At 63.9% G+C, this 23,315-nt stretch carries 21 protein-coding genes and 1 tRNA gene; 14 read left to right on the top strand and 8 right to left on the bottom strand.

Annotated features, from left to right (window positions below):
* Positions 1–100 precede the first annotated feature (100 nt).
* From galU to DBZ32_RS14075, 4 genes are all read right to left on the bottom strand, one after another.
* Positions 101–970, bottom strand: coding sequence for a UTP--glucose-1-phosphate uridylyltransferase GalU (gene galU / locus DBZ32_RS14060; RefSeq protein WP_119167833.1), 870 nt, complete (start codon positions 968–970; stop codon positions 101–103).
* A gap of 94 nt (positions 971–1,064) precedes the next feature.
* Positions 1,065–1,841, bottom strand: coding sequence for a DnaJ domain-containing protein (locus tag DBZ32_RS22500; protein ID WP_119167834.1), 777 nt, complete (start codon positions 1,839–1,841; stop codon positions 1,065–1,067).
* Positions 1,842–1,860: 19 nt separating this feature from the next.
* Positions 1,861–2,574: a VWA domain-containing protein gene (locus DBZ32_RS14070; protein WP_119167835.1), complete on the bottom strand. Its 714-nt coding sequence runs from the start codon at positions 2,572–2,574 to the stop codon at positions 1,861–1,863.
* A gap of 91 nt (positions 2,575–2,665) precedes the next feature.
* A complete protein-coding gene (locus DBZ32_RS14075; RefSeq protein ID WP_119167836.1) occupies positions 2,666–3,523 on the bottom strand; it encodes a division plane positioning ATPase MipZ in 858 nt (285 codons plus the stop codon).
* A 391-nt stretch (positions 3,524–3,914) separates the two neighbouring features.
* Here DBZ32_RS14075 and DBZ32_RS14080 point away from each other — a divergent pair, with 391 nt between their 5' ends.
* The 6 genes from DBZ32_RS14080 to DBZ32_RS22845 all read left to right on the top strand — a co-directional run bounded on the left by DBZ32_RS14080 (position 3,915) and on the right by DBZ32_RS22845 (position 9,678).
* Positions 3,915–4,451, top strand: coding sequence for a phasin family protein (locus DBZ32_RS14080; protein ID WP_162906760.1), 537 nt, complete (start codon positions 3,915–3,917; stop codon positions 4,449–4,451).
* Between the two features lie 287 nt (positions 4,452–4,738).
* The gene (gene clpS, locus DBZ32_RS14085; protein WP_119168363.1) at positions 4,739–5,080 is read left to right on the top strand and encodes an ATP-dependent Clp protease adapter ClpS; all 342 of its coding nucleotides are present in this window, start codon (positions 4,739–4,741) and stop codon (positions 5,078–5,080) included.
* A gap of 8 nt (positions 5,081–5,088) precedes the next feature.
* Positions 5,089–7,428, top strand: coding sequence for an ATP-dependent Clp protease ATP-binding subunit ClpA (gene clpA / locus DBZ32_RS14090; protein WP_119167838.1), 2,340 nt, complete (start codon positions 5,089–5,091; stop codon positions 7,426–7,428).
* Between the two features lie 40 nt (positions 7,429–7,468).
* Positions 7,469–8,587 carry a CaiB/BaiF CoA transferase family protein gene (locus DBZ32_RS14095; RefSeq protein ID WP_119167839.1) on the top strand — a complete coding sequence of 373 codons (1,119 nt, stop codon included), beginning with the start codon at positions 7,469–7,471 and terminating at the stop codon, positions 8,585–8,587.
* A gap of 243 nt (positions 8,588–8,830) precedes the next feature.
* Positions 8,831–9,292: a delta-class carbonic anhydrase gene (locus DBZ32_RS22300; RefSeq protein ID WP_208539237.1), complete on the top strand. Its 462-nt coding sequence runs from the start codon at positions 8,831–8,833 to the stop codon at positions 9,290–9,292.
* Complete coding sequence (locus DBZ32_RS22845) at positions 9,238–9,678, top strand: delta-class carbonic anhydrase (RefSeq protein WP_208539266.1); 441 nt, start codon at positions 9,238–9,240, stop codon at positions 9,676–9,678. Before DBZ32_RS22300 ends, DBZ32_RS22845 begins: the two co-directional genes overlap by 55 nt.
* A 100-nt stretch (positions 9,679–9,778) precedes the next feature.
* Here DBZ32_RS22845 and DBZ32_RS14105 read toward each other — a convergent pair whose 3' ends face one another.
* Positions 9,779–11,581: a ribonucleoside-diphosphate reductase subunit alpha gene (locus tag DBZ32_RS14105; RefSeq protein WP_235830234.1), complete on the bottom strand. Its 1,803-nt coding sequence runs from the start codon at positions 11,579–11,581 to the stop codon at positions 9,779–9,781.
* Between the two features lie 439 nt (positions 11,582–12,020).
* A complete protein-coding gene (locus tag DBZ32_RS14110; RefSeq protein WP_119167840.1) occupies positions 12,021–12,485 on the bottom strand; it encodes a DUF302 domain-containing protein in 465 nt (154 codons plus the stop codon).
* A 93-nt stretch (positions 12,486–12,578) separates the two neighbouring features.
* On the opposite strand from DBZ32_RS14110, the gene DBZ32_RS14115 reads away from it, so the two are divergent.
* The 4 genes from DBZ32_RS14115 to DBZ32_RS14130 all read left to right on the top strand — a co-directional run bounded on the left by DBZ32_RS14115 (position 12,579) and on the right by DBZ32_RS14130 (position 15,825).
* A complete protein-coding gene (locus DBZ32_RS14115; protein WP_119167841.1) occupies positions 12,579–13,847 on the top strand; it encodes an alpha/beta hydrolase in 1,269 nt (422 codons plus the stop codon).
* A 57-nt stretch (positions 13,848–13,904) separates the two neighbouring features.
* On the top strand, positions 13,905–15,101 hold the full coding sequence (mnmA, locus tag DBZ32_RS14120; RefSeq protein WP_119167842.1) for a tRNA 2-thiouridine(34) synthase MnmA: 1,197 nt from the start codon (positions 13,905–13,907) through the stop codon (positions 15,099–15,101).
* Positions 15,102–15,210: 109 nt separating this feature from the next.
* Positions 15,211–15,287 (top strand) — tRNA-Met (locus tag DBZ32_RS14125).
* Positions 15,288–15,579: 292 nt separating this feature from the next.
* Positions 15,580–15,825 (top strand): hypothetical protein, encoded by a 246-nt coding sequence (locus DBZ32_RS14130; protein ID WP_162906761.1) that lies wholly within the window; start codon positions 15,580–15,582, stop codon positions 15,823–15,825.
* Between the two features lie 101 nt (positions 15,826–15,926).
* On the opposite strand, the gene DBZ32_RS14135 is transcribed toward DBZ32_RS14130, so the two are convergent.
* Positions 15,927–16,511, bottom strand: coding sequence for an LOG family protein (locus tag DBZ32_RS14135; protein ID WP_119167844.1), 585 nt, complete (start codon positions 16,509–16,511; stop codon positions 15,927–15,929).
* Positions 16,512–16,720: 209 nt separating this feature from the next.
* On the opposite strand from DBZ32_RS14135, the gene DBZ32_RS14140 reads away from it, so the two are divergent.
* Positions 16,721–17,917, top strand: a complete 1,197-nt coding sequence (locus DBZ32_RS14140; protein WP_119167845.1) for a LysM peptidoglycan-binding domain-containing protein — start codon at positions 16,721–16,723, stop codon at positions 17,915–17,917.
* A 54-nt stretch (positions 17,918–17,971) separates the two neighbouring features.
* Here DBZ32_RS14140 and DBZ32_RS14145 read toward each other — a convergent pair whose 3' ends face one another.
* Positions 17,972–18,523 (bottom strand): hypothetical protein, encoded by a 552-nt coding sequence (locus DBZ32_RS14145; protein ID WP_119167846.1) that lies wholly within the window; start codon positions 18,521–18,523, stop codon positions 17,972–17,974.
* A gap of 398 nt (positions 18,524–18,921) precedes the next feature.
* Between DBZ32_RS14145 and DBZ32_RS14155 the strand changes: the two genes are divergently transcribed.
* The 3 genes from DBZ32_RS14155 to DBZ32_RS14165 are packed head-to-tail and all read left to right on the top strand — an operon-like array spanning position 18,922 to position 23,277.
* Positions 18,922–19,665, top strand: coding sequence for an ABC transporter ATP-binding protein (locus tag DBZ32_RS14155; RefSeq protein ID WP_119167848.1), 744 nt, complete (start codon positions 18,922–18,924; stop codon positions 19,663–19,665).
* A 20-nt stretch (positions 19,666–19,685) separates the two neighbouring features.
* A complete protein-coding gene (locus DBZ32_RS14160) occupies positions 19,686–22,052 on the top strand; it encodes an ABC transporter permease (RefSeq protein WP_119167849.1) in 2,367 nt (788 codons plus the stop codon).
* Positions 22,053–22,071: 19 nt separating this feature from the next.
* A complete protein-coding gene (locus DBZ32_RS14165) occupies positions 22,072–23,277 on the top strand; it encodes an efflux RND transporter periplasmic adaptor subunit (protein ID WP_119167850.1) in 1,206 nt (401 codons plus the stop codon).
* The last annotated feature ends 38 nt before the right edge of the window (positions 23,278–23,315 follow it).

Consider the following 23,315-nt stretch of genomic DNA (forward strand, 5'->3'; position numbering starts at 1 on the left):
CGACGTAGCCCGTCCCGATCATCGCTACGTGCATCGCTCAACCCCTTTTCTTTACCTGCCCGGGCGGCCCGACCCGCCTTTAGAGCAAAAGCGTTACAGCTTAGCCGTAGCGCTTGATCATCTCGCGCATCGCGTCGCCCAGATCGCTGCGGTCGAGCGCGAAGGCAAGTGTGGCCTCCAGAAAGCCTTCCTTGCTGCCGCAGTCGAAGCGCGTGCCCTCGAAGCGCAGACCGTGGAAGCCGACGTCCGCAATCGTCGCCGCGATGGCATCGGTGAGCTGGATTTCGCCCCCGGCACCTGCCGTGTGCTTGTCCAGTTCGTGGAAGACCTCGGGCTGTAGAACATAGCGCCCGATTACCGACAGCGTGGAGGGTGCGACGTCCGGCTCGGGTTTTTCAACCAAGCCCTGTGCCCGAGCCAGCTTGCCATCGTCCTCGACCACATCAAGGATACCGTAGCGTCTCGTATGGTCACGCGGCACGTCCATGACCGCCACGACGTTGCCGCCGACTTCATTATAAGTCTCGATCATCTGAGCCAGACAGGGTTCTTCGGCCTTGACCAGATCATCGGCCAGCAACACCGCAAAGGGTTCGTCGCCAACCAGATTGCGTGCGCACCAGACCGCATGACCCAGACCTAGCGGCTCCTGCTGTCGGGTGTAGGCGATCGCACCGGCCCGCATGCGCGAGCGCTCGGCGATTGCGAGTTGTTCGGTTTTGCCGCGTTCTCGCAGCGTCTCCATCAGTTCAAAGGAGAAATCGAAGTGATCCTCGATCGCTTGCTTGCCACGGCCGGTCACGAAGATGAATTCCTCGATGCCGGCGGCCTTGGCCTCTTCGACCGCGTACTCGATCAGTGGCTTGTCCACGATCGGTAGCATTTCCTTCGGCATTGCCTTGGTTGCGGGCAGAAATCGGGTGCCGAGACCGGCCACCGGGAAGATCGCCTTTCGGATACGTTTGCGCATAAGAAGTCCTATGGTTGCGGCGCGCGAGGTTGTGCCACAGCCCCACTAGGCAAGCAACTGGAGGTCCCGGCGAGAAAAAAGCGACGCCGTTGTCTCAGGAACGCCTCAGAAGTAAATCCTTGGCTTGATTGATCTTGGCGGCGAGGTAGTTGGAGCCGCCGCTGTCGGGATGGAACTGGCGCATCAGCTTCCGATGAGCCGCGCGAATGTCCTCTTCGCCGGCATCGGGGGTGAGGCCGAGGATCTTGTATGCCTCGTCGAGGGTCATATTGCCGCCGCTGGCCCCGCGGCGGCCGGCGTTTTCCGCCCGCGCTCTGTCGTTCTCGCCGGTTGATCCGGCGCCTTCGGTTTCGGTCTCGGTCTCATCGGGCCCTACCCCGGCAGCTTCCCGCCAACCGGGCCCATGCATGCGGTCGAGCCAGGCTTCCATGACTTGGACGGATTGCTCGTCCTCGGCGCGACAGGTCCGCCAAAGCTCGAGCAGATCCGTTTCATCCAGCTCGTCCAATCGCCGGCCGCGATAGGCCCCTTCGCGCACCGTCCCGTCCATGGCGCCGCTGTCGTGGTCCAGCGTCATCCGGAGAAAGCGGGTCTCGACGGTCGAGGTCTGGCCCGGACTGGGCCCCGTCATGGTCTTCAGGCGATTGAGAATGCTGCGCGCGTTGATCAAAAGCGGCAACAGGAGTGGCGCCAAGAGGAAAGCCAGGGTCCTCGCGCCGCCCAGCACCAGATAAAGCAGAAAGGCCGTGCCCGCAGCGAAGGCGCCGTAGCGTATCACCTTGATGACATCGGACGGCGGGGCCGAGGCGAACCAGCGGGCGAGTAGCAGAAGGCCGCCCAGCACCAGAAGGCCGAAGATCAGATATGCCATGGCCAGCCGCCCAGGCTCCCTATCGAACCTGGCTGGTCAGTAGCCGTGTGACACCGCCGCGTTTGGCCGAGAAGTCGGCCAAGGCCTTGTGACCTCCGGCGGCATAGACGGCGACGGCTGAGAGCAGATCGCGAAGCTGTTGCGCCGCGGAGGCGTCGAAGGCGCAGCAGGCGCCTCCCGACAGCCGTGCGATCTGCTCGAAGACATTGCGGACCAGCGGATCGCCACCTTCGTGAAACAGGAAACAAGGAAGGCCGAGCAACCCCAGTTCCCCAGCTAGATGTCCCAACTCGTCGACGTCCTCTTCCATGGCATCGCCGACGAAGACCAGGGCGTTGACCTTGCGTTTCTTGGTTTCGGCCAGACCGTGCTTCAGAACCTTGCGGATCTGGGTTCTGCCGGCCAGGCAAGTGACGCCGGTCATGACGCGCAACAACGCATCCGCCGCAGAATACCATTTGGAGGCCTTGCACTCGCCATAGCCGCGGTAGAAGACAAGCTGGATGTCCAGGCCGCCGAGAACCTGAGTTTCGCGGAACATATCGGCCTGAATGTGCATCGCCCGGTCCCAGGCCGGTTGTCGGCTGGCCGTGGCATCGAGCGCAAAGATCAGCCGACCGCGTCCGCCAGCGCCGGGTTGTGCAGGCTGGATGGAGCGCACCTTCTTCAAGAAGGCCTCGACTTCCGTGTCTTTGGCGTCGCTTTTGCTGGGTAGCCGATCATCGCGGCTCATCGCGTTATTCCGTGGCTTGCCATGCGGTCCATGATTCCTTGCATGACAATAAGATAAGTTGCCGACGGCAATGCCTCCAGTGGTCGGGTCGTCAGGCTTGCGACTCTTCGGGCATGTCGAGCCCGATGGCAGCCAGAAGGGCGCGGACTTCCTGGCGGGCGGCGAGGTGACTCATGGTCAGGTCTGCCCCCGATTGACGCAAGTCGAGCAGAGTCAGACCCTGAGGAAAGAGCTGCCGAAAAACGACGCGCTCGCCGAAGCCTGGAGCTAGGCGAAAACCGATCCGTTTCGCGAGCTGCGCGAGCAGGCGCGCGATGTCACGCTTGTTCCGGGCATCCAGGTGGGCCAGCCGATTGCGCAGAACGATCCAATCGATGGGGCGGCCACCCTCGCGGGCGCGATCCTGACGCTGTTCCCAAACCATCTGACTGTAAACGCTGGGGCCCAGAATCTTGCGCCCCTCGCGGTCGATCCGCGCCAGAAGATCGAGATCGATGAAGCTATCGTTCATCGGGCTGATCAGCACGTCTGCGAGCGTATGGCCAAGGCGCGAAAGATGGCTATCGCTTCCCGGCGTATCGATGACGAGCATGTCGCAGGGAGCGAGCTCGTCCAATACAATCTTCAGCTTCGTCCGCTCCTCGTCTTCGGCTTCGGCGCGTGTCGAAGCTTCGCTGCGCAGGACTTGCCGTACCTCTGGCAGGGGCAAGGGCAAGCCTTCGTTTTCCGTGAAGGCGCGCCGGTTCTCGACATAACGGCTGAGGGTGCCCTGGCGGGCATCCAGGTCGATGACGCCGACCGAGCGCCCTTGACGCAGCAGCGCGACGACAAGATGCATCGCCGTCGTCGACTTGCCCGACCCGCCTTTTTCGTTGCCCAGCACCAGGACACGCGGAGCTTTGACGCTGTTGCCGCCCGCAACGCTTGGGTTTGATACCTGATGGTTCACGTCAGCTTTGGCCTCCTGCCCGCGGCGGGCGCGACCCCTGTCTCAGTTTCGGGTCACGCCGTTATCACTGCCTAGGGCCGGAGTTGGAGTCGCGCCAAGCCAGGCCAGGGAGTATGCTATGTTGCAGTTGCGAAGCCGGTGTGGGCGCACCCCTCTAAGGCCGATTAAGGGTCTTGGTTATGGCCGTTCCCATGCATTTTGTGCAGTGCACAAAAATCTCCTTGACTTAGCATAATGCCTCGCTACATTGGTGTTATGTTGCAGTGCAGCAAAACAAGGCTGCGAGCAGCTGATGGAGTTACAGAGGGCCGCTCCGAATGGCCTTCTTGACCGCTCATCGATTTTGAGATGCGTCACGACGCCGCCAACCCCGAGGAGGAGGACCCGAATTATGGCTCAGGCTAAGAAGACCCAGACCGCCAACGAAATGACTGCACCGATTGAGGCCGCCGTAAATGCTGGCAAGGAGACCGTCGAGGCCTTCGTCAAGGCCGGCACCGACGCCGCCAGCCAGCAGTACGAGCAGGCCATGACTTCGACCAAGGAGCAGGTCGAGAAGGCTTCGACCATGATGTTCAAGGGCTATGACGAGTTCTCGACCCTGAACAAGGGCAACATGGATGCCTTCGTGAAGTCCGGCACCATCGTCGCCAAGGGCTTCGAGAGCCTCTCCAAGGAGATGATGGGCTTCGCTCAGGAGGCCATGGAAGCCAACATGGCCGCTGCGAAGAAGGTTTTCGGAGCAAAGAACCTGCAGGAGATGTTGGACCTGCAGAGCGGCATGGCCCGCACCAACTTCGACAAGGTGATGGCTGAGAGCGCTAAACTGGCAGAGCTGTCGGCGAAGGTCGCCAACGAGGCGGTCGAGCCGTTGCAGGCTTGCATGCAGGCCACCTTCGAGAAGGCCTCCAAGCCGATCGCCGCTTAAGCGCGAGGGTCTTGTCCTTCCGATGTAGAGGGCCCGGTGCAGTGCGCGCCGGGCCCTTTCTCTTTTGGGCCGGAACCCCGCTCGCCGGACCTGGCCGTCGCACCCCCTTCCCGCCACCGGAGCGCGGCCCTATCTTCCTGGAACGGGGATTGTCGGGTTTCGGCAAAGCCCCCTTTTCGGCCACCTTGGTTTCCCAGTATTCTTGCAGGCAGGGGCTGGCAGGTAAGGCTCCGCAGCCCGGCGCAGACGCGACGGCCATCGAGAGATCAGACCCGACCGACATGCGCATGAGTGACGACGATCAACAAGGTACCGGTAACGGAGGAGGCTCCGGCACCGGAACCGGTGTTGTGGTCAAGACCCGGACAAAGACGAAAAAGCCGTCTATGTACAAGGTCTTGATGCTGAACGACGACTACACACCGATGGAATTCGTTGTTCATGTTCTCGAGCGCTTTTTTGGCAAGAGCCAAGAGGAGGCGACTCAGATTATGCTTCATGTTCATCGCCGGGGTGTCGGCGTGTGTGGCGTGTACACTTACGAAGTGGCGGAGACCAAGGTGACACAGGTCATCGACTTTGCGCGTAAGCACGAACATCCTTTGCAGTGCACTCTCGAAAAGGAGTAGGCCGCTCGATGCTCTCCGCGAACCTGGAACAGACCCTCCACCGCGCCCTGGCCTATGCCAATGAACGGCGGCATGAGTACGCGACGCTCGAACATCTTCTGCTCGCGTTGACCGAGGACCAGGATGCGATCGCGGTCTTGCGCGCTTGCGGCGTTTCCCTCGAGGAAGTGCGCGCCGACCTCGCTGAATACATCGATAATCAGCTTACCAATCTGATCAATGCGCATGTCGGCGATGCCAAGCCGACCGCCGCTTTCCAGCGCGTTCTGCAGCGCGCGGCCATTCACGTGCAGAACTCGGGCCGTGAAGAAGTGACTGGCGCCAACGTGCTGGTCGCGATTTTCAGCGAGCGCGAGTCCTATGCGGTCTACTTCCTGCAAGAGCAGGAAATGACCCGTCTGGATGCCGTCAACTACATCAGTCACGGCATCGCAAAGGTGCCCGGGCAGGAAGAAAGCAGGCCGGTCCAGGGCGCCGAGGAAGAGCAGAGCGAGAAGGTGGTCAAGAAGGGCCGTGAAGCGCTGGATGCCTACTGCGTCGACCTGAATGCCAAGGCCAAGAGCGGCAAGATCGACCCGCTGATCGGTCGTGCGCACGAGATCGAGCGCACCATCCAGGTGCTCTGCCGCCGCACCAAGAACAATCCTCTCTACGTCGGCGATCCTGGCGTCGGCAAGACCGCGATCGCCGAGGGCTTGGCCCGGCGCATCGTCGAGGAGCAAGTGCCCGATGTCTTGAAGGGGGCCACCATCTTCGCGCTCGACATGGGGGCGCTGTTGGCCGGAACTCGTTACCGGGGCGATTTCGAAGAACGCCTCAAGGCCGTTATGACCGAACTCGAACAGCAGGACCATGCGGTTCTCTTCATCGATGAAATTCACACGGTGATCGGCGCCGGCGCCACCTCGGGCGGTGCGATGGATGCTTCCAACCTGCTGAAGCCGGCGCTGCAGTCGGGGTCTCTGCGTTGCATCGGTTCGACGACCTACAAAGAGTATCGGAACTACTTCGAGAAGGACCGGGCGCTGGTGCGCCGCTTCCAGAAGATCGACGTGAACGAGCCGACCATCGAGGACGCGGTGAAGATCCTGCGCGGACTCAAACCCTACTACGAAGAACATCACGGCGTGCGCTACACAGCCGATGCGCTCCGGACGGCAGTCGAACTTTCGGCCCGCTACATCGGCGACCGCAAACTGCCGGACAAGGCCATCGACGTGATCGACGAAGTCGGTGCCGCGCAGGCTCTGAAGCCGGAATCCAAGCGCCGGAAGACCATTGGCGTGAAGGAGGTCGAGGCGGTCGTCGCCAAGATCGCCCGCATTCCGCCGAAGTCGGTCAGTCGCGACGACAAGGCCGCGCTGCAGACACTGGAGCGCGATCTCAAGACCATGGTGTTCGGGCAGGACCAGGCCATTGCAGCCTTGTCGAGCGCCATCAAGCTGGCCCGTGCCGGTCTCCGCGAAGTCGATAAGCCGATCGGATGTTACCTCTTCTCCGGCCCGACCGGGGTCGGCAAGACCGAGGTCGCGCGCCAGCTTTCCCATACTTTGGGGGTGGAGCTGCACCGCTTCGACATGTCGGAGTACATGGAGCGGCATACCGTAAGCCGGCTGATCGGCGCGCCGCCGGGTTACGTCGGTTTCGACCAAGGCGGTCTCCTGACGGATTCCGTCGACCAGCATCCTCATTGCGTGCTGTTGCTCGACGAAATCGAGAAGGCTCATCCAGACCTCTTCAATATCCTTCTGCAGGTGATGGACTACGGCAAACTGACGGACCACAACGGCAAGACCGTCGATTTCCGCAACGTCATCCTGATCATGACGACCAACGCCGGTGCGGCCGACATGGCGAAGCCCGCCGTCGGTTTCCTACGCGAGCAGCGCGAGGGCGAGGACAGCGAGGCGATCGAGCGGATGTTCACGCCGGAGTTCCGCAATCGTCTCGACGCCATCATCCCCTTCAGCGCGCTCAAACCCGAAACGGTGGCGCGCGTAGTGGAGAAGTTCGTCCTGCAGCTGGAAGCGCAGCTTGCCGACCGTCATGTGACCATCGAGTTGTCGGAAGCCGCACGGGGCTGGCTGGCCGAAAAAGGCTACGAACCGCTCTACGGGGCCCGTCCGCTTGGCCGCTTGATCCAGGAGCACGTCAAGAAGCCACTGGCCGAGGAACTCCTGTTCGGGCGGCTGGCGGACGGTGGGCTGGTCATGGTGGGGCTCTCCAAGGACCGCAGCAAGCTGACCTTCCGCTACCCTGAGGCCGGTAAGCCTAAGGGCAAGAAAGGCGGCGGTTCCGGCGGCGGTGGGACGCGCGCGAAGCCGAAGGTCCCCGAACTCGTGGAGTAGGGCGGCCGCCACTGACGTTCAGCTTTCAGATCCGCCGTTTATGACATTCGACCTGCTGGCCGGTCTCCGCGTCGTCGATCTCAGCCAGTGGCTGCCCGGACCCTTTGCCGGACAGATCCTCGGCGATCTCGGGGCCGAAGTGGTCAAGGTCGAACCGCCCGCCGGCGACCCCATGCGGCAGCTCGGCCCGCGCGATCCCGACGGCCTCTCCGCCTGGTACAAGCAAATCAATGCCGGCAAGACAATCCTGCGTCTGGACCTTAAGGCAGACGCCGGACGAGAGGTCTTCGCCGAGTTGCTGCGCGGCGCGGATGTGCTGCTGGAATCCTATCGGCCCGGTACTCTCGAAAAGCTGGGGTTCGATGGGAAGCGCCGGGTCGAGCTCAATAGACGGCTGATCCACTGCGCGCTCTCCGGCTACGGCCAGACCGGACCGCTGCGCCTGACCGGAGGGCACGACATCAACTACATGGCGCTGGGCGGCGGGCTGGCCAGTTCGGGCAGGGTCGGGGAAAGCGTCGCCGCCTACCCGCCGACCGCCGATCATGCCAGCGCCCTGCAGGCCGTCATCGCCATCTTGGCCGCTGTGGTTCGCCAGGGACGGACGGGGCAGGGCGCCAACCTCGACATCAGCCTGATGGAGGCGGTGCTGGCCTGGCAGGCGCTGCCCTTCACCTCGGCCTTGCGGGGCGGGTCGCAAGCGCAGGTCCGCGGCCAGGGTCTGCTCAACGGCGGTGCCGCCTTCTACCGGCTCTATCGTACGGCCGACGACCGTTTCGTCTCTCTTGGCGCCATCGAGCCGAAGTTCTGGGCCGCCTTCTGCCGTGCCGTCGGCCGGGAGGACTGGATCTCCCGCCAAGCCGAGCCGCTGCCCCAGGATGCCTTGACCGCCGAGGTGGCGGCGCTGCTCGCCGGTCGGCTGCAGGATCATTGGAACGATCTGCTGTCCGACGTCGACTGCTGCTTCATGCCGGTGCTGGAGCCGGAGGAGGTACTGCTGCATCCGCAAATTCAGGCACGCGGCCTCGCGCGCGCGGGCGAAGGGCCGAGTGTCCAGATCGCGTTCGGCGGTCTGATCGACGGTCGGGCGCAATCGCCGCGCGCCGCGGTAAGGGAAGCGGACGCAGCGGAGGTGTTGGCCACCTGGGGTGAAGGCTAGCGTCCTGACGCCCGCGGCGCCCCTCCATGCCTTCGCGTTCCTTTTGCGCCACCGTTATGTTAAATGGATATTCTTTTTTTCTTGGATGCTAAATTATTTAGTATAACTCAGGGTAACTGTATTTGCTCCGAGATGCGCTGATTTCATTAAATCTACGTAATCTATATTTAGCTTTCAGTCTGAGACTCTTGAAAGTGCGCGGCCTCTCCCAAAGTCTGCGGAAACGCATTCAAAGGGAGTCTCATGACATCTTTTCGCGTTCTAGCCGCCATATCTCTGTTCGGCTTTGCCGCCTCTGTGCAAGCTGCTTCGGCCCAAGCCGACGCGACTCCAAGCGAAGCCGCTGAAGCCGCCTCGACAGTGCCCTTGATCTGCGATGGCTATGGACCTCAATCGCCTCGTGACATCTCCAATCCGATTGGCGCGAATCCGGTCACTTTTCCGATCGCTCCAGCCTCGACGAAGATGAATCTCTGCAACATCCACGCTCACAGCAATGCGGAACACAAGGGGCCCGGCTTTAGTGTCTTCGTCGGTGACGACGCGAGCGGCGGCTATGCCTGTAATAAGACAGCCGACCTAACGGAGGCCGAGCTGATCGATCCCTATAGCGGTCAAGGTGCGTTCGGCGGTGTAGCCCCGGCGATACGATTGAGGTTCACTGGGTTTACTCATCCTGCGATGTCTCACCCGGTGCAGGGCTAGGAGCCTGCCTGAGCGAGAGCTGCAGCGATCCACTTCTTCGTGTCGAGGCGCAAACCTTTCTCGTGGTGAACGACCCCGATGCGCTTGATTTTACTCAGTTCGACTACGCCGGTCCGCCATCGGATGGCGGATTTCACCAGCTCCTCGCGCTTCCTACGGGAACCGGGACCCCGGTCGTCTTCCGCGGGTCGACGACAGGCCCAAGCTATACTCAGGCGATCTGTTCTCCGTTGCAGGTTACCTGGAGCGTTCGGCCTCAGTGCGGTCGCGTCGACGTATCGTCCCTCCACCGCTGGGCGGAGAACGGAAATATCTTCGATGAGACGGAAGCTCACGGCGTTCGTCAGCGGGTTACGGCGCCCGAACTGCTCGCACCGACGCAGTAGCCGACAAAACAAATGACCGAGGCGCACTCGGACTGCGCCTCGGTTCCCCGTGCCGAATATGAGACTACTGCTGTCTGTCGTCTCCGCCGCGACCTAGCCTTCACTGGCAGGCCAGGCATTCCTCGTAGTCGACCCGTTCCGCGACGACTGGCTGTTCGCTTCCGTTGACCTTGCCGACCAGCGGGATGCTGGAGAGTGCTTTCTCGCTGCTCTGATGGCTCTCGGCGCGCAGCACCGAACGGGAGCGGCAGTAGTAGAGCGACTTCACCCCACGCTTCCAGGCCAAGAGATGGATCTGGTGCAGGTCGCGCTTATGGACGTCGGCTGCCAGGAAGAGGTTGAGCGACTGGGCTTGGCAGACGGAGGGGCTGCGGTCGGCGGCATGTTCGACCAGCCAGCGCTGATCCAACTCGAAGGCCGTCTTAAAGACATCCTTCTCATGATCGTCCAGGAAGTCCAGGTGCTTCACCGAGCCTTCGTTGACGGTGATTGAGGACCAGACCTCGTCGCTGTTACGACCCTTCGCCTCAAGCAGCTCTTCGAGATGCCGGTTTCGAACGTGGAAGGAGCCGGACAGCGTCTTGTGGGTGAAGGCATTGCCGACGAAGGGCTCGATGCCCGGCGAAGCGCCGCCGCAGATGATCGAGATTGAGGCGGTCGGTGCAATCGCCAGCTTGTGGCTGAAGCGCTCCTGGATGCCGTGTTCGGCGGCATCGGGACAGGCGCCACGCTCCTCTGCCAGCTTCTGCGAGGCGGCGTCGGCCTGGGCGCGCACCTGTTTGAAGATACGGAGATTCCAGGACTTGGCGACGGCGGACTCGAAGGGAACGCGGTGCTTCTGCAGCAAGGAATGAAAGCCCATCACGCCGAGGCCGATGGAGCGTTCGCGGATCGCCGAGTAGCGGGCGCGGGCCATGGAGTCCGGTGCACGATCGATGAAGTCCTGCAGCACGTTGTCGAGGAAGCGCAGGACGTCCTCCACCAGACCCGGCTCATCTTTCCACTGATCGTAGGTCTCGAGGTTGAGGGAGGAGAGACAGCAGACCGCCGTGCGGTCCTCGCCCAGATGGTCGCGCCCGGTCGGCAGCGTGATCTCGCTGCAGAGGTTGGACATCTTGACCTTCAGGCCCGAGAGCTTGTGGTGTTCGGGCTGGGCGTCGGCCACGTGGTCGCCGTAGATGATGTACGGCTCGCCGGTCTCGACACGGGCTGTCAGGATCCGAATCCAGAGATCGCGCGCCTTCACCGTGCGCTGGATCGTGCCGTCCTTCGGGCTCTTCAGGGCCCAGAGTTCGTCGTCGACCACTGCGCGCATGAAGTCGTTGGTGATCACCACGCCGTGGTGCAGATTCAGCGCCTTGCGATTGGGATCGCCGCCGGTCGGCCGGCGCAGCTCGATGAACTCCTCGATCTCCGGATGGTCGACCTGCAGGTAGCAGGCTGCCGATCCGCGCCGCAGAGAACCCTGGCTGATCGCCAAGGTCAGGCTGTCCATGACCCGGATGAAAGGGATTACGCCGCTGGTCTTACCGACACCGCCGACTGTTTCGCCGATCGAACGCAGGTTGCCCCAGAAGCTGCCGATGCCGCCGCCCTTGGAGGCGAGCCAGACGTTTTCGTTCCAAAGGCCGACGATACCGCCAAGGCTGTCCTGCGCTTCGTTCAGGAAACAGGAGATCGGCAGACCGCGCTCGGTACCGCCATTGGACAGCACCGGCGTGGCCGGCATGAACCAAAGACGCGAGATGGAATCGTACAACCGCTGGGCATGGTCGGAATCGTCGGCGAAATGCGCCGCCACTCTTGCAAAGAGGTCCTGATAGGACTCGCCCGGCATAAGGTAGCGATCGGTCAGTGTCGCCTTGCCGAAATCGGTCAGCAAGGCGTCGCGGTCGCGGTCCATTCGAACACGAATGCCGCGCTCGTTCTGGAAGGTGTCGCGAATCTGGTCGCCGCTGTCGAGCAACGCCTCGTTCGCGGCCTCCATGCCATCGGTGTCTGCGATGTCAGCCTCTGCGGGGGCAATCACGGCCTCGGTTTGAGCGAAGGTCGCAGTCCGCGCTTCGTCCACAAGGTTTTCCAGTCCCGGCGAAGCCGAACCGGCACCCGTTTCCGCCTTGAAAACCGCAGATCCGTCCATGTCGAAAGCGCTCCCTGTCCCCGAAATCGTTGGGCTGTGGAAAACCGATTTTGTGCACAAGATTTAGAGCTTACCCCCACCCATAACGCTAAATCTAGCTGTGTGACGGAGCAATGTCACGACAAAATACTGGAGACAGGGAGGCTGCAGGACAGGCCGATGGAGAGCCGGGGCGGAGAGTCCGCCCTCGGACGCAAGGCGGTCAGTCGGCGGTGGCTTGGGCAAAGATTCCCGCGAAAATCTCGTCGAGTTCGGCGGCCAAGGCCTGCAGATCGTCGTTGCCGTCGGCCCAGGGCGCGAAGACGGCGGAGGGGGTACGGTAGGTGAGGGTGGTTCCGCCGTCGGCCTCTTCCGTGATGTAGAAGCGGATCGGCGCCTCGATGCCCGCCGGCACGCTGGCTTCCAGCATCCGCTTGGCGAAGCGCGGGTGATAGACCCCGACCACCATGTTGCCGGGGATATCCTCTTCCAGGACCTGTTTGACGCCGACGGTTGCACTGGCGCGCGTCACCAGGCCCATCTTGTGGTCTTTGACGGCTTGGTCGAGGCGTTCGATCATCTCTGCGTAACCGTAGCGGGTGGTCTCATCGACCAGGCCGTCCGGCGCGGCGGCCGCCGGCGCGGACAGCAGAATCAGGAGGGACAACAGAGTGAAGAAAGGGCGCATGGCAGGGTTCTCCAAGGACGGTGAAAGATGCCGTGACGGCACGGCCGGCTGGCAACCTGCCAGGGCAATCGAATCTTCGGGAATCACAGGCCCGTGAAGTCACCGAAGGATTACCGTGCACCCTGTCTCTGGCGCCGCCCGCTGGCGCCGCTATGGCTCCGCCCCTGGTACGATGGCCCTGCGACCTGGAGCGTCGCACGGCTGCACCTGCCGCTTTCCCGTGCCTGGGCCGAGACCGAAGCCGAGCGAGGTTCGGCGTTGGAGCGCTATCGTTCGGCCGAGGCCGCCTGGCGGCACGGCTTCTTCGCTGCCGCGTCGCCGGGGCCCGAAGACCTGGCGCGGCTGGAGCAAAGCCGGCGCCGTGCGGCGGCGGCCTGGATGGGCCGGCGTCTCCGGCATCTGCCAGCAATGGCGGGTGCCCCAGCAGCCGCTTTTGCAATCGAGCCGCCGGATGCGGTCGAAGCCCGTCACGCCGAGCGTCTGGAGGCGCCGGAGGCCGCTTTTCCGCTGCCCGATGCGGTTCCGCGGGAAAGCCACACCTTGCAGCAGGGCGCGCAGGAGAGCGTCTGGCTGTGCTTTCCGGCCCGCGACGGCAGCACAGCCTGGGCGCGCCTGGAGCGGCCGGCCGCGGCCGCGAGGGGAGCCGCCGTCAAGGGTACAGTGATCGCCCTGCATGGCATCTGCATCGAAGCGGACTTCTGGCCGCGCAGCCCGGACTATAGCGACCGAGCGCTGGCGGCCGGTTGGCAGGTGCTGCGGCTCGAGGCGCCTTGGCATGGCCGGCGTCGGCGACCAGGCACTTACGGCGGTGAACCGCTGATCGCCCGTGGACCCGCAGGTTTCTTGGAGTTTTTCGAGCTGGCCGTGCCGGAGCTGGCGGTCTGGACGGCCTGGGCCAAGCGGCAGGGGCCGGTGGCTTGGTCCGGCGTCTCGCTCGGCGCCTTGACGGCGCAGAAGGCGGCCGAGGTGGCGCGGCATTGGCCGGAGCGGAGCCAGCCGGACGGTCTGCTGCTGATCACGACGGCGGCCGATGTCACGCAGGCGACGCCGGTGGGGAGTTTGGGCCGGCTGCTGGGCTTGCGGGCGCGCCTGCAAGCGGCCGGCTGGACGGAGCCCGCCTTGGCGCGCTGGGTGCCGCTGCTGAACCCCATGGGTGGCCCCGTCCTACCGCCGGAGCGTATCCGTCTGCTGCTGGGCTCGGCCGACCGCCTGCTGCCCTTCGCGCAAGGTGCTGCCTTGGCGCGGTGCTGGAACCTGCCGGCCCGGCGCGTCACGGTGCGTCGTCAGGGGCATTTCTCGGTTTCGCTCGGTCTGCTGGCCGAACCGGCACCCCTGCTGGACCTGCTGCGCGAGCTGGCTTAGTCGCTCTCTGAAACCTCGCCACGTTGCGTCGCGAAAGATGTTCCATATATTGCGCCCATGCAGAGCGCAGCTTCTCTTCCCGGCCTCGCCAAGCCGCCCCAGGATACGCGGGTCGTCGTCGCCATGTCCGGCGGCGTCGACTCCTCCGTCACGGCCGCGCTGATGGCCGAGCGGGGGTACGAGGTGATCGGTATTACCCTTCAGCTTTACGACCACGGTCAGGCAGTCGGAAAGAAGGGGGCCTGCTGTGCCGGCCAGGATATCTACGACGCGCGGCGCGTCGCCGACCGTCTGGGCATCGCTCACTATGTCCTGGACTACGAGAGCCGCTTTCGCGATGCGGTGATCGACGATTTCGCCGACAGCTACCTGCGCGGCGAAACGCCAATCCCTTGCGTGCGCTGCAATCAGCGGGTCAAGTTCCGTGATCTGCTGGAAACGGCCCGCGATCTCGGTGCCGATGCACTCGCGACCGGCCACTACGTCCAGCGCCTGCAGGGACGCGAAGGCCCCGAATTGCATCGGGCCGTCGATGCGGCACGCGATCAGAGCTATTTCCTCTTCGCCACCACGGCCGAACAGCTCGCTTTTCTGCAGTTCCCGCTCGGTGGCCTGCCCAAGGCGGAGACGCGTGCCGAGGCCGAACGTCTGGACCTTGCCGTCGCCGACAAGCCGGACAGTCAAGACATCTGTTTCGTGCCGACCGGCGGCTACGCCAGCGTTGTCGAGAAACTGCGTCCCGGCGCCGCCGATCCCGGCGAGATCGTCGACCTTACGGGCCGGGTGGTCGGCCGGCACGAGGGTGTGATCCGCTACACCATCGGCCAACGCCGCGGCCTGGGCGTCGGCGGCACGGCGGAGCCACTTTACGTGGTGCGGCTGGAGCCCGAGGCGCGGCGTGTTGTGGTCGGCCCAAAGGCTGCCCTGGCGAAGGACCGGGTGACCTTGCGGCAGCTAAACTGGCTGGCGGCCTCGCTGGACGCGGCTGGGACGACGGCCGTCGAGGTCAAACTGCGGTCGGCCCAGGCACCGGTCGCCGGCCGGATCGTCCAGGCCGGAGAGGGCGGTGCGACGGTCCTACTGGACGCGCCGCAGTACGGCATCGCGCCCGGTCAGGCCGCAGTTTGTTACGCCGGTAGCCGCGTGTTGGGCGGCGGCTGGATCGCGGCGGCCGACAGCCGAGCGGCCGTCTCGATCCCGGCGGCAGCCGAGGCATCGAGAATCCCTGCCTCCGCAGCCTCGGCCGAAGCTTGACAGCCGAAAGCCGCCCCCCCTATATCCACGCTCTCGCGCCGGATGGCCCCTTGGGTCGGGCGATGCTGCGGTCTGTGGACACTCAGCGTTTTTGGCGGATTCACCCTGTGGCGGGGTAGCTCAGCTGGTTAGAGCAGCGGAATCATAATCCGCGTGTCGGGGGTTCAAGTCCCTCCCCCGCTACCATCAATATCCCCCGACTCTTGGAGCCGCTCCGAGGTCGGGGGATGTTACCTTTGCCAGCAGGCTATGCAGGTGCCCATGTAGGTCGATTTCGTAGAGACCGCGGGCGGGCCCATGCTAGTCGGCACCGCTATCAGCAACGCCGAGGCAACGTATGCGCCAGTAGTAGAGAGGATGGCTTGATCCGGGCCGAACCTCGTCGGCTACGACGGTGTAGCCAGCGGGACACACCTTCAGCGCTTCCCAATCAAGTATTGAGTTGGCTGCAACGCGGCGACCGAGAGGTTCACCATAGGTGAGCTCGTATTCTCCCGGCGCGATGCTGACGACGCGGCGCGTATCGCAGCCGGTAACAGCCAAAGCAACGACCAGCACCAAGAATGTCTGGGCCTTTATAGAGAACTCCACCGGCGCTTCCTTTCCGACTACAGAAGAGGTCAAGCTAGCGTGGAACAACTATGAAGCGAAGGTCGGAATCGACCTATGTGGAATGGCATCCGATCTTTTTCATCGCATTTTGGTCGCCATCGCCGTTCTGTGATTTGGGCAGCGCTCGCTGTCGCTGTCGGCGCGCTGACTTGTCCAGATCCAATGCCAGAGCCGCCCGGCTGGGGAAGTTGAACGCGAAGCCGTCAGGCTGGATCAAAGGAACTTCGACGTTGCGCCCGTCACGGCTTCCGTACGTTCGCCCAAGGCGTCGAAGAGCTCTGGAACAGTCTCGGCGGTCTGCAACAGGGCGGCGTGCTCCGGGCGGACCAGCTTGGCGTCGACCTGGGACCGGAGCAGGGCCAGGAAGGGGGTCCAGAAGCCCTTGAGGTTGGCCAGGACGATCGGCTTTTCGTGCAGACCCAGTTGGCGCCAGGTCATGATCTCGAAGGTCTCGTCGAGGGTGCCCAGGCCGCCGGGCAGAATGCAGAAAGCATCGGACAGATCGAACATCCGCATCTTGCGGATATGCATCGATTCCACGACTTCCAGGCGCGTCACGCCGTGGTGCCCGACTTCGAAATCGTGCAGGAAGCCGGGAATGATGCCGATGACCTCGCCGCCCGCCTCCAGCGCGCCATCCGCGGCGGCGCCCATCAGGCCGACGCGGCCGCCGCCGTAGACCAGCCGCCAGCCCCGTCGTGCCACTTCGCGGCCGAACTCGGCCGCGGCCTCGTAGAAAGCGGGATCCGCCCGGTTGGAAGACCCGCAATAAAGGCAGACTGTATAGGGTTCGGTCATCTCTGGTCCGTGCTGGTGGAAGTGGAACGGAAGTGCAGTTTCTCAGGTAATCTTAAAGATCGCTCTGTGAACCTAACCTTCCGGGTTTACGGCGGCCAGACAGGGACTACGCTGTGCCGCAATTGCGCAAATCACTTTGGCGGGCTAGGTTTTACAGGCCCTGTGAACTCGCGGGAAGTCTTGGCGAGTGTTGGTGCGAGGAATCTGAGGTGAAGCGCGGTCTGGCTCTCGGTGGTCTTCTGGTCGTGGCGATCGGGGCAGCCCTGTGGGCCCTGCTGTTGCGCGACCCGGGAACGGCGCCGCCGGAGCTTCTGTCCGAGACGGAGAGGTCGTTGTCGGGGCCGGAAACCCAGTCCGCGCCTGAGCCTGACCGCCAAGCAGGAGACCCCGAAGCCGAAGGTGCGACCGAGACAGCCGTGGGCACAACCCCTCGGTCCCAGCCGCAAACTCAGGCCTCGCCGACTGAGCGCGACGCCGGCGCGGAAGGCGCGGCTCGTCGGCCGGCAGAGGTGCAGTTGCAGGAGCTGGAAAGCGCCGAGACAGACCGGGCCGGCGGTGGACCCTCCTTCGATGTCGTGAGGGTCGAGCGTGACGGCTCCAGCGTCATGGCGGGGCGCGCGGCTCCGAACAGCGACGTGGTGGTGACGCGGAACGGCGAGGAGGTGGCGCGTGGCCGGGCGGATAGCCGTGGCGAGTTCGTCATCTTGCCCGAACGCGCCTTGCCGCCGGGCGACTATGCCTTGGAACTGGAGGCAACCACAGCTGGAGGGGCGGCGCAGGCCGGTCGCAACGTCGTCGTTCTGTCGGTACCGGAGGCCGCGTCGACCGTTGCCGAAGCCGGTCAGGCAAGTGATGCAGGATCTCTGGTCGTGCAGCTTCCCGTGGATACAGCCGGTGCGGCGCGGGTGATGCAGTTGCCTGAACCTGCGCCTGCCGAGGTAGCCGGCGGTCTCTGGCTCGAGGCGATCGACTATGACGCAGCCGGTCGGCTCGTCATCTCCGGTCAGGGGCTGCCGGGCGACGGGATCGTCGTCTATCTGGATAATACAGCCCTGAGCGAAGCCCGAATCGACAGCGACGGGCGCTGGCGCGTGACGCCGTCGCAGCCGGTCGCGCCCGGCCTTTACACGCTGCGAATCGATCAGCTCAATGGCGAGGGTGCGGTCACGGCGCGGGTCGAATCGCCCTTTGCCCGCGCCGCCTTCGAAACCGCGAATCTACCGGCGGATGAGCGCTTCGTCGTGATTCAGCCTGGCAACAATCTCTGGACAATCGCCAGCCGCACCTATGGCGAGGGGCCGCGCTATACGGTCATTTTCGACGCCAACGCCGACCAGATCCGAGATCCCGACCTGATCTATCCTGGGCAGATTTTCGTGTTGCCGTCGCCCGACAGCTCCGGTTGAGCTTGCGTCGCCTGTGAGAGCGGACCATTCAGGTCAGATTGGGCCGCCTATCTCTCAAGCGACGCTGGTCTCGTTCTTCCGACCAGCCGAGAGCCGCTCGTTGAGAGTGTCTGTCATCGCCTCGATGCCCGGCAGAGCCTCCACGATCAGCGCCGTGACTGCGGCGACGATGCTGACCGGCGTGCGCGGTTGCGGCGGTACCGCTTCCATCGCAAGCCGAAGATCCTGTTCTCTGGTGACGAAGAAGCGTGTCCGCTGACTGCGTTGGCTGTCGGCGATCACCTGACGGATGGCATGACGCCCCTTCGGCAGCTCTGCGGTAAAGGGCATCTTTCCGAATTCACCGACCAGTCGCACGCTATCGCCGGACTCCGGGCCTACCTCACCTGCGAAGGGTAAGCCTTTGTAGAAGAAACTGAACGTCAGCGTGTGTCCTGGCGCGCTGGGGACGACACGGCCATCCTCGGAAATTTCGATACTACCGAGCTCCAGAGGCAGTTTCGACTCGGAGGCGAGGCGAACGGCCTCGTGCAGATCCTTACCGTCACGCGTCTCGGCTGGTTCTGTCTGGCTGGGAAGGGGCTCGGAAGGGGCTGCGACGGCCATGCGAGGTGGGCTCCAAGGCTATGGACCTGAAATTTGCCTGATTAGCCCTTAAGGCTAAGTAAATGGGAGCCTCCTTCCCAAGGACTACGCGGCGGCTTTCGTCAGAGGTCCGCCCGCAAGGGGCCCTGTACTATCAGCCGTTTGGCGTGCGGTTGCCCGCTTGAGGTGCCGGTGCTTCAGATTGGTGCGCAGTATCAACATGCAAGGCGTGAAGACCAGCGTGAGAAGCGTGGCGAAGCCCTGCCCGAAGACGATGACCGTGAGATCGACGAAAAACACCGATGTCACGACCTCGGCCAGCGGCGCTGGCCGTCAGAACCACTGATCCACGTCAATGCGTTGCCGCTGGAGCTAGCCGAGTTTTTGCGGCTTGTTCCTTCTTCACGAGCAGCAGGCCGATGCCGCCACCGCTCCCTGACACCTCGACGGCGGCCGGGCGGCGGGCGGTACTGGCCACCAGCGGACTGACCAAGATCTACCGAAGCGGCGAGGTCGAAGTGCAGGCGCTGCGCGGGGTCAAGATGGCGCTCTACCGTTCGGAACTGGTGGTGCTGGTCGGGCCGTCGGGCAGCGGCAAGTCGACCCTGCTCAACATCCTTGGCGGTCTCGACACACCGACCGCCGGAAGCGTCTGGTTCGACGATAAGCCAATGGCTTCCGCCGACGAAGCGGCGCTGACCCGCTATCGCCGCGATCACATCGGCTTTGTCTTCCAATTCTACAATCTCATTCCCAGCCTGACGGCGCTGGAGAACGTTGCCCTGGTGACGGAGATCGCCCGGGATCCGATGGATCCGGCCGAGGCGCTCGAGCTGGTGGGCCTGGACGAGCGGGCGGATCATTTCCCAGCTCAGCTCTCCGGCGGGGAGCAGCAGCGGGTGGCGATCGCCCGGGCCATCGCCAAGCGGCCTGACATTCTGCTGTGCGACGAGCCCACCGGGGCGCTCGATAGCAAGACGGGGATTTTGGTCCTGGCCGCCATCGAGCGGGTGAACAGGGAACTGGGCACCACTACGGCGCTGATCACCCACAACCTGGTGATCGCCGATATGGCTGACCGGGTGATCACCTTTGCCGACGGCCGTATCACCACAGTGCGTGAGAACGCGGAGAAACGCCCTGTGCAGGAGCTTGCCTGGTAAGGGCCGATGTGTAGGGACCGATGCGGGCACTGAACCGAAAGCTGATCCGGGACCTCGTCCGGCTTCGCGGCCAAGTGCTCGCGGTGGCGCTGGTGGTCGCCTCCGGCGTCGCGGTGCTGGTGATGTCGCTCACCACCCTCGAGGCGTTGGAAGAGACCACCAGTGCTTACTATGACCGGTACAACTTCGCCGACATCTTCGCGACCGTGAAGCGGGCTCCGGAGCGGCTGTCCAGCCGTATCGCCGCCATTCCCGGAGTTCAGGCGGTGGAAACCCGGATCGTCGAACGGGCGCTGCTCGACCTGGAGGGATTCGCGGAGCCGGTGACGGGCCATCTGGTATCGATCCCGGAAGGCGGCGAGTCGCTGCTCAACCGTCTGGCTCTCCGCGCCGGTCGGCTGGTTGCCCCGGGGCGACCGGACGAGGTCGTGGTCACCGAGCCTTTCGCGGAGGCCCATGGGCTGACGCCCGGCGATACGCTGAGCGCGGTCGTCAACGGCCACAGACGCGACCTGCAGGTGGTCGGCGTCGCCCTCTCGCCGGAGTTCGTCTATGCCATCGGCCCGGGCGCGCTGATGCCGGACGACGAACGCTTCGGCGTGCTTTGGATGGGTGAGGAGGCGCTGGCCGCGGCCTTCGACCTGGATGGTGCCTTCAACGACGTCTCTCTGTCGCTGCTGCGAAGCGCGCGGGCGGAGGACGTCATCGACCGGCTCGATCTTCTGCTCGATCGGTACGGCGGGGTGGGGGCCTTCGACCGGTCGGACCAGATCTCCAACTGGTTCCTGACGAACGAGTTGGAGCAGATCAAGAGCATTGCCAGCATCCTTCCGACCATCTTCCTGGCGGTCGCCGCTTTCCTGTCGAACATGGTGCTGACCCGGCTGATCGCGATCGAGCGCAGCGAGATCGGGCTGATGAAGGCCTTCGGCTACAGCAATCTGGCAGTGGCTTGGCACTACATGAAGCTGGTCGCTGTGATGGCGGCGCTTGGCATCGTCATCGGCTGGATTGTCGGGGCCTGGCTGGGGCGCTTCAACACTCAGGTCTATGGCGACCTCTTCCGCTTTCCCTTCCTGCTTTATCGGCCCGGTCCTGGCGCTTTCGCGATCGCCGCATTGGTCAGCCTGTCGGCGGCCGTATTGGGTGCCCTCGTGGCGGTACGCCGCGCCGCTACGCTGCCTCCGGCGGAGGCGATGCGCCCCCCGGTGCCGCCGCTCTACCGGCGGCACCGGGGGGAGCTGGCCGGGCTGCTGACCGGCTGGGCAGACCAGCCGACCCGGATCATCTTGCGCCAGATTTCACGCTGGCCGGGGCGCTCGTTTCTGACCTCGGTGGGTATCGGCTTGGCCGTAGCGGTATTGATCAGCTCTCTGCAGTGGCTCGACGCCATCGACCACTTGGTGGAAACCCAATTCTTCGAGGCTCAGCGCCAGGACGTGACGGTGGCCCTCGTCGAGGCGCAGTCCAGTGAGGTGATGCGCGAGTTCGGCCGGATGCCCGGCGTCATGGCGGCGGAGCCGGTGCGCAGCGTGGCGGCGCGGCTGCATGCCGGGAACCTCTCGAAACGTCAGCCGGTCGAGGGAGTGCTGCCCGATTCCAGGCTCAGCCTGGTTTACGATGTTTCGGGCCTGACCGTAGCGGTCCCGCCGGAAGGGCTGGTGCTTTCCACCAAACTGGCGGAGGTGCTGAACGTCGGCCATGGCGACCTGGTCACCGTTGAGGTGTTGGAGGGGCGGCGTCCAATAACCGACGTGCCGGTGGTCGGGTTGTTCGAAACCTATATCGGCACCCCGGCCCATATGCATATCGATGCTCTGAATCGCTTGATGCGCGAGCGTCCGGTGGTCAGCGGTGCTCATCTGCGTGTCGATCCGCTTGGGCAGAACGCCTTGTTCGCGGAGCTGAAGGAAACGCCCGAGGTTTCGTCCGTCATGTTGCGTCAGGCCGCCGTCGACACCTTTTATGAGACCATGGGCGAGACCCTGATGATCTTTGTCTCTTTCTTTGTGGTCTTCGCCTGTACTCTAGCTTTCGGCGTGGTCTACAACAGCGCCCGAATCGCTCTGTCGGAGCGAGGTCGCGAGCTTGCCACGCTGCGCGTGCTCGGTTTCAGCCGGGTGGAGATTTCCTATATTCTGCTGGGCGAAGTGGCTCTCCTGACTTTCGTGGGGCTGCCGCTTGGATGCTGGATGGGATACCTGCTGGCTTGGTTGATCTCGCAAAGCTTCGCAACGGAGCTGTTTCGTGTGCCGTTGGTCGTGCACTCCACCACCTATGGCTTGGCAGTGGTGATCGGACTGGTCGCAACGGTGGCTTCGGCGGCACTGGTTCGCAGCCGGCTCGATCGGTTGGACCTCGTGAGCGTGTTGAAGACACGGGAATGAGCAGAGAGAGACGACTGGGATGAGCGCAAGAGCACGCCGTATCGCCTTGTGGGCCGGTCTCGCCGCGCTGCTGTTGGCGGGTCTCGTTTACGCTTTCCGGCCAAAGCCGGTGCCGGTCGACTTGGCCGAAGCGGAGCGGGGAGCGCTGGTGGTGACCGTCGACGAGGAAGGCGAGACTCGGGTGCGCGATGTCTTCGTGTTGTCTGCGCCGATCGCCGGCTTGGCGCAGCGTATAGACGCCGATGTAGGGGATCTGGTGATCGCCAATCAGACTGTCATTACCGGCATAGAGCCAATTGACCCGGATTTCCTGGACCCGCGCAGCGAGGCGGAGGCGCGGGCTGCGCTTCAGGCGGCCGAGGCCGGCCAGGTTCTGGCGGCGGCGGAGCTGGCTCAGGCCGAGGCGGAGCTGAACTATGCCCGTGCCGAAGTCGAGCGTGCCCGGGGTTTGCAGCCTGGCCGCACGATCTCGCAAAGCGCGCTGGACAACGCGGAACGGGCCTTTCTCAGCGGCTCGGCGGCCGCTGAGACCGCGAAGGCGGCCCTGCGCATCCGGCAGTTCGAGCTCGACCAGGCCCGCGCGCGGCTGTTGACGCCCTTGGAGACCCAGGCACAGCGGGCGTCTTGCGAATGCGTGCCGATCACCGCTCCGGTCAGTGGCAACATCCTGCGCATCGTCCGCGAAAGCGAAGGCGTGGTCAGGGCCGGTGACCCGTTGGTGGAGATCGGGGATCCGCGCGACTTGGAGATCGTGTCCGACCTTTTGTCGGTGGAGGCGGTCAAAGTGGAGGAAGGTCAGACCGTGCTGATCGAGGAGTGGGGTGGCGCCATCCTCAACGGCAGAGTGCGTCGGGTCGAGCCCTATGGTTTCACCAAGGTCTCGGCACTCGGCATCGAGGAGCAGCGGGTCAACGTCATCGTCGACTTCACCGATCCGCCCGAGCACTGGCCACGGCTCGGCCATGGCTATCGGGTGGAGGTACGGATCGTGCTATGGCGTGGCGACGAGGTGTTGAAGCTGCCGATGAGCGCCCTGTTCCGAAACGGCGACGACTGGTCGGTCTTCGTCGATCACGACGGACGCGCCCGGACTCGTTCCGTCGAGATCGGTCAGCACAGTGGTTTGGAGGCAGAGATCATCACTGGCCTTGCCGAGGGAGAGCGGGTGGTTCTGCATCCGAGCGACCGAGTCGCTGAGGGCGTAAGGATCACGCCGAGGTCTTGAGCGGAGTGTTTTCGGTGGCCGCTTTCCGGCAGGCCAGC

The sequence above is a fragment of the Algihabitans albus genome (assembly GCF_003572205.1).
GTDB classification, from domain to species: Bacteria; Pseudomonadota; Alphaproteobacteria; order Kiloniellales; family DSM-21159; genus Algihabitans; species Algihabitans albus.